This window comes from Paraburkholderia sp. TE9906 (genome assembly GCF_056279605.1).
Window position 1 is genome coordinate 1 of record NZ_JBWCCT010000033.1, and the last position, 15,019, is coordinate 15,019.

The 15,019-nt window shown below is 62.8% G+C and carries 16 protein-coding genes; 1 reads left to right on the top strand and 15 read right to left on the bottom strand.

Annotated elements, in window-relative coordinates:
- The first annotated feature begins 263 nt into the window (after positions 1–263).
- Complete coding sequence (locus ACZ9H4_RS36780) at positions 264–635, top strand: YciI family protein (RefSeq protein ID WP_476123152.1); 372 nt, start codon at positions 264–266, stop codon at positions 633–635.
- 334 nt (positions 636–969) lie between these two features.
- Here the strand turns inward: ACZ9H4_RS36780 and ACZ9H4_RS36785 are convergent, their stop codons facing one another.
- From ACZ9H4_RS36785 to copM, 15 genes are all read right to left on the bottom strand, one after another.
- The gene (locus ACZ9H4_RS36785; protein ID WP_476123154.1) at positions 970–2,064 is read right to left on the bottom strand and encodes a TQO small subunit DoxD; all 1,095 of its coding nucleotides are present in this window, start codon (positions 2,062–2,064) and stop codon (positions 970–972) included.
- A gap of 172 nt (positions 2,065–2,236) precedes the next feature.
- Positions 2,237–2,797, bottom strand: a complete 561-nt coding sequence (locus ACZ9H4_RS36790; RefSeq protein WP_476123156.1) for a DsrE family protein — start codon at positions 2,795–2,797, stop codon at positions 2,237–2,239.
- Positions 2,798–2,900: 103 nt separating this feature from the next.
- Positions 2,901–3,707 carry a sulfite exporter TauE/SafE family protein gene (locus ACZ9H4_RS36795; RefSeq protein ID WP_476123158.1) on the bottom strand — a complete coding sequence of 269 codons (807 nt, stop codon included), beginning with the start codon at positions 3,705–3,707 and terminating at the stop codon, positions 2,901–2,903.
- Complete coding sequence (locus tag ACZ9H4_RS36800; RefSeq protein ID WP_476123160.1) at positions 3,656–3,862, bottom strand: hypothetical protein; 207 nt, start codon at positions 3,860–3,862, stop codon at positions 3,656–3,658. The genes ACZ9H4_RS36795 and ACZ9H4_RS36800 overlap by 52 nt, the downstream gene beginning before the upstream one ends.
- Positions 3,863–3,901: 39 nt before the next feature.
- On the bottom strand, positions 3,902–4,804 hold the full coding sequence (locus ACZ9H4_RS36805) for an MBL fold metallo-hydrolase (protein ID WP_476123162.1): 903 nt from the start codon (positions 4,802–4,804) through the stop codon (positions 3,902–3,904).
- A 72-nt stretch (positions 4,805–4,876) separates the two neighbouring features.
- Entirely contained in the window at positions 4,877–5,326 is a 450-nt protein-coding gene (gene cynS / locus ACZ9H4_RS36810; protein WP_408370077.1) for a cyanase, read from the bottom strand.
- Positions 5,327–5,348: 22 nt separating this feature from the next.
- The gene (locus ACZ9H4_RS36815; RefSeq protein ID WP_476123164.1) at positions 5,349–6,299 is read right to left on the bottom strand and encodes an ABC transporter ATP-binding protein; all 951 of its coding nucleotides are present in this window, start codon (positions 6,297–6,299) and stop codon (positions 5,349–5,351) included.
- Positions 6,289–7,212, bottom strand: coding sequence for an ABC transporter permease (locus ACZ9H4_RS36820; RefSeq protein ID WP_476123166.1), 924 nt, complete (start codon positions 7,210–7,212; stop codon positions 6,289–6,291). The genes ACZ9H4_RS36815 and ACZ9H4_RS36820 overlap by 11 nt, the downstream gene beginning before the upstream one ends.
- Before the next feature lie 17 nt (positions 7,213–7,229).
- The gene (locus ACZ9H4_RS36825) at positions 7,230–8,636 is read right to left on the bottom strand and encodes a CmpA/NrtA family ABC transporter substrate-binding protein (RefSeq protein WP_476123168.1); all 1,407 of its coding nucleotides are present in this window, start codon (positions 8,634–8,636) and stop codon (positions 7,230–7,232) included.
- A gap of 27 nt (positions 8,637–8,663) precedes the next feature.
- Complete coding sequence (locus ACZ9H4_RS36830) at positions 8,664–10,100, bottom strand: FAD-dependent oxidoreductase (protein WP_476123170.1); 1,437 nt, start codon at positions 10,098–10,100, stop codon at positions 8,664–8,666.
- A complete protein-coding gene (locus ACZ9H4_RS36835) occupies positions 10,097–11,239 on the bottom strand; it encodes an acyl-CoA dehydrogenase family protein (protein WP_476123172.1) in 1,143 nt (380 codons plus the stop codon). Before ACZ9H4_RS36835 ends, ACZ9H4_RS36830 begins: the two co-directional genes overlap by 4 nt.
- 63 nt (positions 11,240–11,302) lie before the next feature.
- Positions 11,303–11,788 carry an OsmC family protein gene (locus ACZ9H4_RS36840; protein ID WP_476123180.1) on the bottom strand — a complete coding sequence of 162 codons (486 nt, stop codon included), beginning with the start codon at positions 11,786–11,788 and terminating at the stop codon, positions 11,303–11,305.
- A gap of 320 nt (positions 11,789–12,108) precedes the next feature.
- Positions 12,109–13,761 carry a sigma-54 interaction domain-containing protein gene (locus tag ACZ9H4_RS36845; RefSeq protein WP_476123174.1) on the bottom strand — a complete coding sequence of 551 codons (1,653 nt, stop codon included), beginning with the start codon at positions 13,759–13,761 and terminating at the stop codon, positions 12,109–12,111.
- Positions 13,762–13,942: 181 nt separating this feature from the next.
- The gene (locus tag ACZ9H4_RS36850; RefSeq protein WP_476123176.1) at positions 13,943–14,155 is read right to left on the bottom strand and encodes a hypothetical protein; all 213 of its coding nucleotides are present in this window, start codon (positions 14,153–14,155) and stop codon (positions 13,943–13,945) included.
- 120 nt (positions 14,156–14,275) lie between these two features.
- Entirely contained in the window at positions 14,276–14,704 is a 429-nt protein-coding gene (gene copM, locus ACZ9H4_RS36855) for a CopM family metallochaperone (protein ID WP_476123178.1), read from the bottom strand.
- Between the last annotated feature and the right edge of the window lie 315 nt (positions 14,705–15,019).

Here is a 15,019-nt window from a genome sequence, read left to right on the forward strand (position 1 = left end):
AACGTTCGATTGTGAAAACTCGCCGTATCAAACTCGACCAACCTGAGCGGCAAGCGCCCGCTTAGCGGAAAAAATGGTGTTTCCACACACTCTGGGCCGATCACTGCCTGATGCGATCCGCATGTGCAGCACGAGGCCGGCGGTCGGCACCGCGCGACTCCAAACCGGACAGGCCGGCGAGACCCGCTACAAACTCTCCAGAAAATTGTCGATTTTCGATCATCAGATTCGTCGTCAGGGTATTCACACCCAAAGGATCTCCCATGAAATACGTCGGCTTGGCCTACTTCACCCCCGAAAAATTCGCCGCGATGGCGCCAGACGACGTCAAGAAACTGGTGAGCCAATGCCCTGCATTGGACGACAAGATGCGGGCTACCGGCAAGGTATTGATTTCCGCGTCGCTTGGCGATCTGGACACCTGGAGGACGCTCCGCCCGCGCAGTGGCAAGACGCACATCACCGATGGGCCCTACACCGAGACGAAGGAAGTCGTGGGCGGCCTGTTCGTCATCGAGGCGGATACCCATGACGAGGCGTTGCGCATCGCCTCCATGCACCCGGCGGCCACGCTGGGCGAAGAAGGCGGATGGGTCGTCGAGCTTATCCCCTTGGATTTCTACTTGGCCCGATGAGGGCGTGGACGCGTGTCTCAGATATGCGTTGGCGCTCCTTTCTCCAGAAACACCTTCACCGCTTTGTGCGTCATCGCGGCGATGCTACTTCTGGGCCGAGAGACGATGCCTGTGATCGTCCCGACGGTGACCGACTCAGGACGACCCACAAGGGACGGTGGACCCCGAGCTACCTAATCGGCAGCTTTCAGTGTGGTACAGCGGCCATTCGTTCCAGTCTCCCCGCAGGTCATCGGCAAACGACCTGATATATCTCGCACGTCGGGCGGTGCAATGCATTAGCGCGTACCCCTTCTGTTCGAGGTTTGAGTATGAAAACCGATTGCCAAATTATTCAACGAATACTTTCCAGTTGGGTAGTGAACGATCGGCCATCGACGTCGATCAGCCGCAAAGTGGCGAGCGTCCCAAGGGACACGTTGGTATGAGGGACCGGTGGTAGCGTGACCGTTGCTGCCGCGCCCATCGACGCACGAATGCCGTAAGGACCCGCGGGAAACCCGTTGTAGGCGAAATCATTGGCGAACCCACCCGTAGGCAATTTTGACAGCGCAAAAGCATCCCAGTGCTCGACAACGGTATGGTCTGGGCTCAGCAATGCCGCGTCAACGACGTGCACGGAGGCTTCAGGCGTGCCCTCGTCCAGGTAGACGTGGAAGCTGACCTGACCGTCCGCCAGCAATTTTCCGTCTCGCATCGTCAGGTGGTGGACTGTCGGGCTAACCGGCCCGCTGTGAAAGGGCGTTACCACTGAACCGCGAAAGTAGCTGTAGGTACCAATGTTGTACACCGCGACAAAAGCGAACAATGTCAACGCGAGAGTGCGAAACGCACGATCATTCTGCGGTAGCGGCAGACTGCCCCCGATCCATTGAAACCAGGGCTTGCCGGCGAGCGCCGGTCTGATGCGAAGCAGCACGTTGTCGACTGAATACGCGCTGCCGCCAGCCAGCAACAAGGTGGTGCCCATTGCAAGATTGCAGGCAGCCATGGTCCATTCATCGATGCAGGTCGCGCCCTGCCAGCCGAACAGTGCCATCAGCACAACAGACAGCAACATAGAAACCAGCGCCGCCAGACGCGTGAGCAGCCCAACCATCAACATAAGGCCGAACACCAGTTCTGCCGCGCTGAACAGTATTACGCCCACGTAAAGTACGTAGAAATGCTGCAGCATAAACGCGATCAGATGATCGAGCCCAAATAGTGCGCCCGGCATTGCCGACTGAAACTTATATGCCATCCAGTGTGGCGCGTGCGGATCCAGCTTGCTCGGCCCGTAGATGAAGCGTCGCGAGCCACCGCCCCAATAGATAAACCCTTGTATAAAAGTCGTGGCAAGCAGGGCGATGCCGGCCAGTCGCCAGCTTCGAAATGCGTCGTTGCGCTGGGCACCGGCAGTCGACGTGTCTAGTGGGAGGGTTGCCATGTCAATGCATTTCCAGATTCTTGGAGGAGAGGGTTCACGGCACGCACGCGCCGTCGCGGGTTGGTACCGGTGTCGACCTTCGATCAGGATTCGCTGGGAGTCCCAAGTATCCGACTCAGGGAACAGCGACATCGAACAATGTGCTGCCCCCGGTACATCCCGCGCCGCTTAGTCAGAGCGGCATTAGCGCGTAACCTGCTTGCTGCAGGGTTGTCACGGTGGTCAGTGCGGACAACGACAGTGTTACTCTGGAGTCGATCCAGTCATACTCGAAGTGGTGTTCTGCCATGGCCTGGCCACACACCGCGATCGTGATGCCGTCCTTCCTGAGCAGCTCAATCAACGGCAGATTGGGGTTAGACACACCGAACTGCGCACGATAGTGCGCGTCGTCGAGCGCCAACGATGTAGCCGAACCAGAAGCGACTGCGACGAATTTAAGCCTGCTCAGCGGTACGCCCGACGCCACGTAGAGATTCACCGCGCGCGCGACGTGATCAAGCGCCGGACTCACCTCATCGGGATCCTTGGCCCCCTGCGTCAAAGAGAAGACCACCTTGTAGGTGTGACCCGGCTGCGGCTTGAAAGCGCCGTTCGGAAGAAAATGCATCTTGCCGTAGTCGTGAACGGTCGGTGTGGTCCAGAAGTCGGGCGCATCGATCGTGCTTGCATGGACGGACAACGAAGCGGCAGCGAGCGCTACGGTGGCTACGAAACTTTTAACTTTGTACATGATTGATTGCGGTTTCACTAAAGTCGCACAATGGTCGGAGGCAGAGATGGTGCAGCCCCGAGATAGATAGATATGACCGCTCCTCAGGTGTGGCCAACGAGAGTCACCCCCCTAGTCCAGCCTTCGCCATCATCCCAAGCGCCACGCAGATCAACACTCCCGCGAAGCCCACCTGTACATGCCGCGCGGAGAGACGGTGCGAGACCAGCCGCCCGGTCACCATGCCGGCGCCCGTCGCCAGGCTGAACCACAGCGTCGGGTCGAGCGGCAACGGCGCGCCGTGCAGGACCGTCGCGACGACACCGCCGCTGCCGACCAGCGCTATCACCATCAGCGACGTAGCGACGATGCCGTGCATCGACACGTTGGTCAGCTTGCGCAGCATTGGCACGATGATGAAGCCGCCGCCCACCCCGAGCAGCCCCGTCATCAGCCCGGTCAACGCGCCGGTTGCCGCAAGTGCGGCGCCCGTGTTCCATGACCAGATCAGCCGCCCGGTGTCGGGATTGATGAGGCCGACGCAAAACCGTGAGTCCACGCGGTCCGGTCGCCCCCGCCGCAAAGCCTGTGATAGCAGCCTTCCGGCCACCACCAGCATGACGGTGGCAAACAGCGCCAATAGCACGCGTTGTGGTAACGCGTGCGCGAGGCGCACACCGAGCAGGGTCACTGGCACACCAGCTGCGGCCATGAATAGCGCGGCGCGGTAACGGACGAGCCGCTGCCGGAATGCTTCAAGCGCGCCGATCGCAGCGCTGCCCGCCACGGCGACCAGCGCGACCGGCGTCGCCTGCTGCATCGGCCAGCCCATGCCCGCCACCAGCGCCGGAACGGCCAGTATGCCGCCACCCGCGCCGGTCAGGCCGAGCACCGCGCCAACGATGGCGCCAAGGATAAGTGAAGTGAGCATGAGAAATCGGACAGGTTGTTAGCCACCGCCGCGTTAGCCCAGCCGGCCTGATTGCAGACGATGGCGCGAAAGCCAGCGGCCTTGATTGTTTGCAGGTCGGATGCGGCAACCTGTTGCGATGCCGCCAGCCCGGGCATCAGTTTCGTGATGTCCATCGACTGCTCCTGCTGCTTCTATTAACTACGGCCGCCCGCTCAGATTGCGTTGAGGGGAATCTTGAGATACAGCACTCCGTTATCTTCCGGATCGGGCATATGTCCCGCGCGCATGTTGACCTGCACTGACGGCAGCATCAGTACCGGCATGTTGAGTGTCGCGTCGCGCGCGGTGCGCATCGCAACGAAGGCGTCCTCGCCGATACCGTTGCGGATATGGACGTTGTGTTCGCGTTCCTCGGCTACCGTGCTGACAAACTGCAAAGGCCGCCCGCCGGGCTGGTAGTCGTGACACATGTACAGCTTCGTGTCCGCCGGCAGGCTCAACACCTTGTTGATCGACCGGTACAGCGTGCGGGCGTCGCCGCCGGGAAAGTCGCAGCGCGCGGTACCGTAGTCGGGCATGAACAGGGTGTCCCCGACAAAGGCTGCGGTCTGCGCGCCGTCGCTGACCACATAGGTCATGCAGGCCGGCGTATGGCCTGGGGTATGGATGGCGCGCGCCTGCAACGCTCCGACGGCGAAACACTCGCCGTCGGAGAGCAGGTGATCGAACTGGCTGCCATCGTGCGCGAATAGTGAGCCTGCGTTGAACAGCTTGCCGAACACGTCTTGCACGCGCGTCACCTGCTCGCCGATCGCAATCTTTCCGCCGAGTTTTTCCTTGAGGTAAGGCGCGGCGGACAGATGGTCGGCATGCACGTGGGTTTCGAGAAGCCACTGGACGTTAGCGCCAAGCTCATGGACGCGAGAGACGAGCCTGTCGGCTGTCGTCGTGCCGGTACGACCGGACTTCGGGTCGTAGTCAAGGACGCTGTCGATCAGTGCACAGTCGCCCGTGCGGGTATCCAGCAAAAGGTAACTGACCGTCCAGGTACCGGGGTCGAAGAAGCCTTCGACCTGCATGGGGCTCGCGGTAGTCAACGTCATCTCCTCAAACATCCCGGGCGATCGATTTCTCAAAGCAACGCCGCGCTGCAATCTTGTCCCGATGAAGCCACGGGAAGGACGCGGTTAGTACGATTTATACGGCAGGAACTTGCCAGACAGCAGCACCTTGACGCGGTCGCCTTTCGGATCGGCCTCACGCTGGATATCCATCGAAAAATCGATCGCGCTCATGATGCCGTCGCCGAACTCTTCGTGAATCAGTTCCTTGATCGTGGTGCCGTACACGCTGACGATTTCGTACCAGCGGTAGATCAACGGATCGGTCGGCACCGCAGTCTCGAGCGAACCCTTGTACGGGACGATCTGCAACCACGCGACGGCCTCGTCCGGCAGCCCGAAAATCTCACCGGCAATCTCGGCCTGCTGCTTGCTGAAGGTCATCTGGCCGAGGCACGCGGCCGTCGTCCACTCCTTGCTCTGGCCGATCTTGCCGGCAACCTCACTCCACTTCAGGCCCTTCGCGACCTTGGCGGAAACGATCATCTGCGTTACTTCATTGCGGCTGGAAATCATGGGTAGCTCCTTGGGTAAAAGATCAGGCAATCGCCTTGAGATTGGGTCCGGCAGGCCGCGCGACCGCGGCCGGCGCGGCTGCGCCGTCATCGAGCCCGGGATAAACGAGCCGGGTTGTGGCGGCGGGCACGCGCCCGGTATCGGGTCGGTCGCCGTGAGAGGCGCTCAGTTCTTTCGAACGCCGCACCAGAAAGTCGACCAGATAATTGCGGATTCGATAAAACTGCGGATCATGATGCATGGTCTCGCGCTGACGGTTAGCCGGCAGCGTGTTGACGACGATCTCGGCGATCCGGGCGCGCGGCCCGTTGCTCATCAGCATGATCTTGTTCGACAGCAGAATCGCTTCGTCGACGTCGTGCGTGATCATGAATACGGTCTGCTGTGTCGCGGTGCAGATTTTCAGCAATTCATCCTGGATCACACCGCGCGTCAACGCGTCGAGGGCGCCGAACGGCTCGTCGAGCAGCAGCATGCGCGGCTCGATCGCAAACGCCCGCGCGATGCCGACGCGCTGCTTCATTCCGCCAGACAACTCCGACGGCTTCTTCTTTTCGGCGCCCTTCAGGCCGACCATCTCGATGAAGCGTTTGCCGTGCCCGGCGATCTTCTCGCGTGTCCAGTCCGGATAGCGCGAGCGCACCGCGAACCCGATGTTGCCTTCCACGGTCATCCACGGCAGCAGCGCATGGTTCTGGAACACCACGCCGCGATCGAGCCCAGGTCCGGAAATTTCGCGATTGCGCACGATCACGTGCCCCTCACTGGGCTGCTCGAGACCGGCCAGCACGTTCAGGATGGTGCTTTTGCCACAGCCGGAATGGCCAATTACGCAAATGAATTCGCCCTGCTCTATCTTGAAGCTGACGTTTTCGAACACCGGCGGCAGGTCGTCGCGATAGCGCTTGGTCAATCCTTCGACGCTGACGAAACTCGTCACGCCGGACGTCTGGGCATTGGACTTAGTCGACATAGGTCACCTTGCGCTGAAGTTGGGCGAACAGCAGGTCGAGTGTCATGCCGACCAGACCGATGAGCAATACCGAGAACAACACGTTCGCCAGTGACAGGTTGTTCCATTGGTTCCACAGGAAGTAGCCGATGCCGGTGCCGCCGACCAGCATTTCGGCCGCGACGATCACGAGCCACGCGATGCCCATCGAAATCCGCATGCCGGTGACGATGGTGGGCGCCGCCGCGGGCAGCACGACCCACAGCGCGCTGCGCAATGGCGGCACTTCAAGCGTGCGCGCCACGTTGAGCCAGTCACGCCGCACCCCGGCGACGCCGAACGCGGTATTGACGAGCATGGGCCACACCGAGCAGATGAAGATCACGAATACCGCCGAGGCCGACGAGCTCTTGATCGTGTACAACGCGATCGGCATCCAGGCGAGCGGCGAAATCGGCTTCAGCACCTGGATGAACGGATTGAAGGCGAGGAACGCAAGCCGTGACATGCCGATCACAAAACCGAGCGGCACCGCAACCAGCAGCGCAATCGCGTAACCGGCCGCGACCCGCACGAGCGAATAGCCGAGCTGGATGCCGACGCCCTTGTCGTTCGGTCCGTTGTCGCGGAACGGATGCGCGAGCTGGCGTGCGGCCTCGTGCGCGAACTCGGCGGGCGATGGGAAGCCGGTGACCTTTATCGAATCCGCCGCAGCGCCGTCAGCACCCGGATCGGGCGCCTTGCCCATCAGCACTGCATACTCCGCAGCCTCGGCGGCCTCGGCACTCGTGGCTTTCGATGCTGTCGCCGCAGCTGTCGCGGCTGGCGTGTTCGGCAGCGTCGCGGCCTGCCAGATGACCAGCAGCAGCGCGAGCAATACAAGCGAGCAAAGCGCCGCCTTGCCTCTCAACGTGAATCGTCGAATTGGAGTCATTCAGTTTTCCCCTGCGTTCAGGCACGTTTGATGGCAAAGCCATTGAGGTAAGCGTCGGGTCGGTTCGCGTCGAAAGTTCGACCCATCACCGTGATCGGCTGGTTGCCGCCGTTGTCCGCGATATCGGGTGGTGTCTCACCAAGCTGCTTCATCGCGTTGCGCGCGTCGGTCAGCAGGAATACCTGTTGCGCGAGCGAACGATAGTCAACGCCGCCCTTCAGATAGCCCCAACGCTTCATCTGCGTCATCATCCATGTCGCCATCGAATACCACGGCAGCGGCTGGAAATCGATCCGGTCCGCGACGCGGTGCACGTGACCAATGCCGTCCGCATAGGTGCCGGTCAGCACCTGCCGGATCACCAGTTCGGGCTGATTCAGATAGGCAGGCGCGGCAATCATTTTCGACAGCCCGGCGCGATGCGCAGGGTCGCTCGCATAGGCGGACGCGCGCAGATTCGCACGCAGCAGCGCGGCGAAAGCGTTCGGGTTCTGCCGCACGAACGCATCGGGCATACTGAACGAGCAGCAGGGGTGCCCCGCCCAGATATCCTTCGACAGAATATGAATGAAACCGACCTCGTCGAATACCGCGCGCTGGTTAAACGGATCGGGTCCCAGAAATCCGTCGATGTTGCCCGCGCGCAGGTTCGCGATCATCTCCGCGGGCGGCGTCACACGCAGTTGCACATGGCGATCCGGATCGATGCCATGCTCCGCGAGGTAATAGCGCAGCAGAAAGCTGTGCATCGAATAGTCGAACGGAATCGCGAAGCGAAAACCCTTCCAGTTGCGCGGGTCGCGGTTGTCCTTGTGTTTGAGCGCCAGCACGATGGCCTGGCCATTCACGTTCTGGATCGTCGCGACGCGCGTCGGCGTGGGCTGCGAACCGACACCCAGCGAAATCGCGAGCGGCATCGGCGCGAGCATGTGCGATGCGTCGAGTTCGCGATTCAGCATCCGGTCGCGCACCAGTGCCCAGCCGCCCAACTTGTTCAGCGTGACGTTCAGCCCTTCCTCTTTGTAAAAGCCGAGCGGTTCCGCGGCGATCAGCGGCGTGGCGCAGGTGATCGGCAGAAAGCCGACGTTGAGGTCGCGCTTTTCGAGCTGTGTGGCTTTCGTTGCCGCGAAAGCCTGCTGCAGCGACGCGATCGGCAGCACGCTGTACACGGCGGCGATGGCCGTGCTCTTGCCGACCGCACGGATAAAGGCACGCCGCATCGCGTTGCGCGGAAAGAGTGCGCGTACGGCCGCGGCTTCGACGGCATCGCACCACGCGGCTTCAGTGTCCGCGCTGCTTCCGTCATGCGCGTCGTGCGCGGCGCCCGTCGTGGCGGCGCGGTGCGCGGCCTGGTCCGCATGGCGGCCGCATGAGCAGCCTCCCAGCGTGCTGCCAGGCTCGAACGGTTGATAGCGGTTACTCATGGGGTGTCCGAAGGCGTGAGGGTGGGTTCAGGTCGCGAGCTCGACCCGCCGGCTGCCGACCGTCAACGACGAAACGATGTCGCCGTCACGGTACTGCGCCATCGCGAGGTGTCCGTCGTCTTCTTCGACGATCTGCCAGTCCAGTTCGCACGAAGGCAGTCCGCGCACGACGATCGGCGTCGAGCGCGTCTTCACGCGGATCACGGGCGACTGGTGGCGATAGCCTGCATGTTCGAAGCCGGTCACCGCGTGCGCGATCGCTTCGGCCTGCGCGGCAATCGGCTCGATGAAGCGGCACGGCTCGCCGGCGAAGCTGATGCAGTCGCCGAGCGCGTAGATATCCGGCACGCTGGTCTGCAACGTACGGCTGTCCACGACGATGCCGCGCGCGAATTCGAGTCCTGCCATTCTTGCGAGGCGCCCTTCGGTGGCGAGCCCCGCCGCGCACAGCACGAGATCGGCGGCAATCCGTTCGCCGTGCTGCGTCGTGATCACCTTTTCGCTTCGCGTGGCGCTGACTTCGGCGACACTGCCGCCTGCCGTCCTCGCATTACTCGCATTACTCGTCCGCTGTGTGGCGCACGCGTCGATCCCACGCCGCTCCTCGATGCTCACGCTGCGGCCGGGCAGAAAGCGGATGCCGAGCCGCGTCCAGCTGGCGAGCAGGCGGCGCGAGGCCGGCGCCGGCAACAACGCCGCGAGGGGCCTGTCGCTCACATCCAGCACGGTGACCGTATGTCCCGCCCGTGCCAGGTCCTCCGCCAGCTCGCAGCCGATCAGCCCCGCGCCGATCACCGCGACGCGCGCCGGCCTCGCCATCAGCCGGCGCTGCATGCTGCTCCACATCGACAGATCGTTGACGCGCCAGCACAGCTCGCGCGGCAAGCCGGACGGCACCACGGGCCGCGCCCCCTGGGCGAGAACCAGTTGCCGGTAACGGAACGTGCCCGCTGTCGTGCGCAGTTGATGCAGCGCCGGCGACAACCCGATCGCGTAGGTATGGGCGACCAGCCGTACGCCGAGGCGCGTTGCGGCGGCCGGCCCGGTCTCGAATACGAGCCGCGCCGGTGTGCGTTTCTCGCTCAGCGAAACCGACAGTTCCGGCTTGCGGTAACGGTCCGCCGAGCAGGCGCTCACCAGCGTGATCGGGATGTCCGGATCCAGCGCCCGGACTGCTTCGACGGCTGCCCAACCCGCCGTGCCGCCGCCGACCACGATTACCCCAGGGGTGCGCGACGACGCGCCCTGCGCCGGCGCGCACGCCGCTGCACCGGCCACAACCGGCTCGTAAAGCACGAAATCCGTTTTTGTTACCCCGCATAGCGGGCACTCCCAGTCGTCGGGGATCGCGTCGAAGCGCGTGCCAGCCGCAATGCCGCTATCCGGGTCCCCCAGTTCTTCGTCATAGATCACGCCGCACGCGCGGCAGATGTACTTCTTCCAGTCGGCAATCAGGACGCTCATGCTGGCAGCTCCTCAGCGGAAAGGCGGGCCATTTCCCAACGCAGATGCTTGATGGCAGGCGTCACGATCGCCACGAAGTGCGACTCGCGAATCCGCCGCTGCGGCGCTGCGCTCATCAAATAGCCGCGCGCGCCCTGATGCAGCAGCGACGCCTGCGCTGCACGCAACGCGAGCTCCGCGCCGCGTGTGCGCAGATCGAGCACTTCCAGCAGATAGTCGGTGCTGCCGTCGTAGGCGGTGCGCGCAAGTCGCTGCGTCGCGCTCACCGCTTCGTCGAGTTCGGCCGTCAGTTCGTCTGGACGGTCGTGCAGGAAGCGGTTCACGTGACCGAGTACCGGCTCGACTTCGAGACACGAATCGATACCGCCCTGTGCAACGCCCAGCGCCATGCCGACCTGCAGCAGGATGAACGCCGCCTTGATCCGCGCGACGAAAGGCCGCGCCGGATCGGCAATCAGGTCGGCTTCGCCGACGAAATAATTGGTGAGCTTGACGCCCCACGTGCTGGTGCCTTCCATGCCGGAGAACACCGGGCAGTGGCGCAACTCGACGCGCGCATCGCAGCTCAGCAGGAACATCACCTCGTGCGAGACTGAACCGTCATCGCGATGCACCGCGGCGATCGCGCCGCAATACTGGCCGACGCCGATATGACTGACCCACGGCAGCGTGCCGTTGATCAGATAGCCGCTAGGCGTTGGCGTGGCGCGGAACATCATCGGCTCGATGCCTGAGAACGCTTTCATCGGATTCGACAGCGCGGTGCCGCCGAACGTCTGGCCGCGGGCATGCGCGTCGAGCCGCGCGCCGCCCAGAGACGGGTTGCCGGACTGTTCCATGTATAACCCGCAGACATCGTGAGCCCACATCAGGAAGCCGGTCGAGCCACACGCGCGGCTCGCTTCCTGCATCGCGGCGAGCGACAGTCCGAAGCGCGCGCCGTAGCGGTCGAGGTGAACGCCGAGCGCGCCGGCCTCACCCAGCTCGCCCATGATGTCGAGCGGGTAGACCCCTTCGCCGTCGATCTGTGGCGCGGCTGCCGCGAGCGGACCGCGAGCGATCGCGGCCACGCGCGCCAGCACCGCTTCGTCAGACCAGCTGTCGACGCCGGACTCTTCTGCTACCAATGCGTGTTCCATGTTGGTTTCCTTCGGGTACCTGGGGCAGCCGCGACACGCGCCGCGCACGAGCGCGGCGGCGCTTCAGTCGGCGAGCGTGACGGTCATGGGAATCGGATTGCGCATTGAGTTTGCAACCGGCGAGAAGTAGTTAGCATGACGGACGATCTCATCGAGCTCCTCGCGCGTCGCATCTCCTTCGATCACGATCTTCACGCGGATCGCCTGGAAACCCATCTGCGCGGGTTCCATCTCGGCGCCACCCGCGCCCCATGCAGCCGGATTGCCGATATCCGCTTCGAGGAACACTTCGAGCTTCGACAGCTTGATCTGCTTCCACGTAGCGACGGCTGTGATGCCGACCGCGAGGCAGCCGCCGAGACCGGACAGCACGATCTCGCCCGGGGCCGGCGCCGTGTCTTCGCCGAACAGATGCAGCGGCTCATCGACTACGACGGGCGTATGGTTGCCGACATAGCTCAACGAGCGGTACTGACCTTGCATGACCGTGTGCACGTTGTTCTTGCCGCGCGACCCCGGGTTATTGCGCCCCTTCTCGGCGAAGGCCATCAGCCCATCGCGATCGATCGGCCGCAGGTAGGTGGAAATAGTCGTGGGATTACTGGTGACAGTGCTCAAGTGACGCTCCTGGTGCGTGGATGGTGAAGGCGCGGGCGTCGCATCGTAGGTGGAGCGGCGCCGGCACATTACTTAACGCAACAGGCGTGCCAGTTTCACTGCGTATCGCCAAACTGCTTTCCTGGCGGGGCTTTGGGGCCAACGGGAAGCGCCGCCCGGGTGCGGTGCGACGTATTCTCAATCAAGCGGTCACCCGACAATGTCGACATTGTCGACATTGTTTACTCTGCAATGCTCGGCCGACGCGGCGCTCAGTCATTCGGCAGGCCAAGTTTCTGCCAGCGATAGCTGAACTGGCGCGGTGTCATGCCCAGCTGTTGCGCCGCGCGCGATTTGTTTCCCCCGCACTGTTCGAGCGCGTCGACCAGCGCCTGCGCCGGGTGCGAACCGACACGGCGGTAGGGCCGCATCGGCAGCGGTCCACTGTGGCTCACAGGAGCATGCGATGAAGCGTCCAGCGCTCCGCCGTGCCCACGGACGGCAGCCGCCCATTGTGCAGACGCTGGCGCAACAGCAGATTCATCCGCCGCGCCCGACGGCAACAGCCGACCAATATCCGCTGCATCGAGCAGCGGCTTCTCCGCCAGCAACACGATCCGCTCGATGAAATTGGTCAGCTCGCGGATATTGCCGGGCCACGAATACTCTTCGAGCCGATCCAGCGCGGCCGCGGTGAGATTGACGTTGCGCTGGTTGAGTTGATTCGTATGACTGATGAAATGCAGCGCGAGAACGCGAATGTCCTGGCGGCGTTCAGCGAGCGACGGCAGGTGAATCGGAATCACATTGAGCCGGTAGTACAGGTCCTGGCGGAAGGTGCCCTGCGCCACACCGCGTCGCAAATCGCAATTGGTGGCCGCGACGAGGCGCACGTCGACCTGGATCTCCGCCTTGCCACCGAGACGCGTAATGGTCCCTTCCTGCAGCGTGCGCAGTAGCTTGGCCTGCATCATCAGCGGCAGCTCGCCGATCTCGTCGAGAAACAGCGTTCCTTTGCTGGCCTGCTCGAACCAGCCCGCGCGCATGCTGTTCGCGCCCGTGAACGCGCCGCGTTCGTACCCGAACAGCTCGGACTCGAACAGCGTATCCGGTATCGCCGCGCAGTTGATCTTGATGAAAGCACGGTCGCGCCGCGAACTCGCCAGATGCAAGGCTCTTGCAAACAACTCCTTGCCGGTGCCTGACTCGCCGAGCAACAGCACGCTCGCGGCGGAATCCGATACGCGCTCCAGTTCCGAGATCGCGCGCAGCAAAGGCGGCGAGGTGCCGACGATTCCGTAGCGGGCAGCCGCCGATTCGAGGGCCCGCGCGAGCACTGCGTTCTGCTCTTCGAGCGCGCGGGTTTTTTCCTCAAGGCCGGCTTCCAGCTGAAGCAACTGCCCCGTCAGGGTCGCCAGAATACGCAGCACCGTGATGTCGTCGGCCAGCGCACGCGAGCGGTGGCGAATGCGGTGACACGCAAGAACGCCGACCGCCCGCCGTTCGACGACGATCGGCAGCGCGATGAACGAGACCGGGCCGTCCGGCAGCCGTGAGCGCTCAACCGCACGCGCCAGAAAATCCGGCTCGCGGTCGATGTCCTGGACGATCGTCAGTTGGCCGTGCTGCAGCGCGTGCCCGGTGATGCCTTCACCGTACGCATACACACCCCGGCCGATTTCCTCGGCGGTGAGTCCGTACGCGTACCGGATGCGCCCGCTGCGACCCGTTTCGTCCGCGAGCACGATACGGCCCCGGTTCAGGCCGAGCAGCTCGGACATCAGATGCAGCATCTCGCGCAGCGTAGGGGCGGGGGACAGGCTTTTGCCGACAAGCGCCATCACCTGCTGCAATAGCAGCATTTCGTGTTCGCGCCAGTAGCCGGCAGATTCGCTGCCGGCCGAGGCGTCAGATGGTGTTTGCATGGGCGTAAGCCGCCACGGTCGTGAGCGAAGCCTATTATTTCAGAACACAAAAGATCTCGCAGGCTTGCCATCCGATTGCCCTTGCCCCTGTTTGACGAATCCCATAGCCACGCAAATCAGGCCGCTTCGCCTCGCTGAACCTGGATTGAACCCTTCAGGTTGGACCGTCTTTCGTCCCGGGTCACATCGGCACCGTGAACACCGAGGCCATCTGGTTGAGCCGGGCCGCTTGTTCCTCGAGCGATTGCGCCGCCGGGGCTTCTTCAACGAGAGCAGCGTTCTGCTGAGTCACTTGATCCATCTGACTAACGGCCACGTTGACCTGCTCGATGCCGCGGCCCTGCACTTCGGATGCGCTTGAGATCTCGCCGATGACGTTGGCCAGTCGGCGCACCGCCTGTCGTGCCCTCGGTTGCGCGTCCTACATCGGAGCCCAAGTGCGACCCCACGGCAATCGTTTCGACGGACTTTTCAATTTTGCGACCCAGCCAGGCGCGCCATACTGCCTCGCGCGTCACATGTTTTTGTCGTGCCCGGCTTGCCACCGCTTCATAAAGGCAATTTCCTTCTCTTGCGCCTTGATGATGTTCTTCGCCAGCGCCCTCATTTCCGGATCCTCGCCGTACCTGAGCTCGACCTCGGCTTGGTCCACCGCTCCTTGGTGATGCGGGATCATGTGCACCACAAAGTCCGCGTCTGTATCTCCTGTGTATCCGGGGGTACTCATATTTTTCATCATCTTCGCTGCGTTGTTCTCGAAGGCCTGCGTTGATGCAGGCAGAGGACCGCCGGCTTGTGCAGGCGTCTCCATTTTTCCGGTGGACATGCTCATCTGCCCAGTTGCCATGGCACTGGCTTGCTGCGCGCGCGCGTCGAGTGCTATGCCCGACAACACGATTCCGACGTGGATGAAGAGGACGGTGAGTAAACGGTTGGCTTTCATCTGAATACGCTCTCAAGGTGGGTAACTTGATCGTATGGAGGGCGAACACGCTCCTCATCAAAGACCCGCATATTCATCATCAACCTTCCCGTCGCTGGAAGGTCAAGCGCCATGGGGACCAGCGTCCACTTTTCAGAGACCCGGACCTGCAGCTGCGCGAACCGCAGCTTTGGCCGACGACTTCCCCGATCGGGGCCGTATCTGAATGTCCGATACCTGAGGCGGATTCAACCGGTGGATGCAATAGTTTGCTGGAATCGCTCAGCTGGCGTTTCGTAGTCCAGCGTCTTTCTGGGACGCTCGTTCAATCGCCTG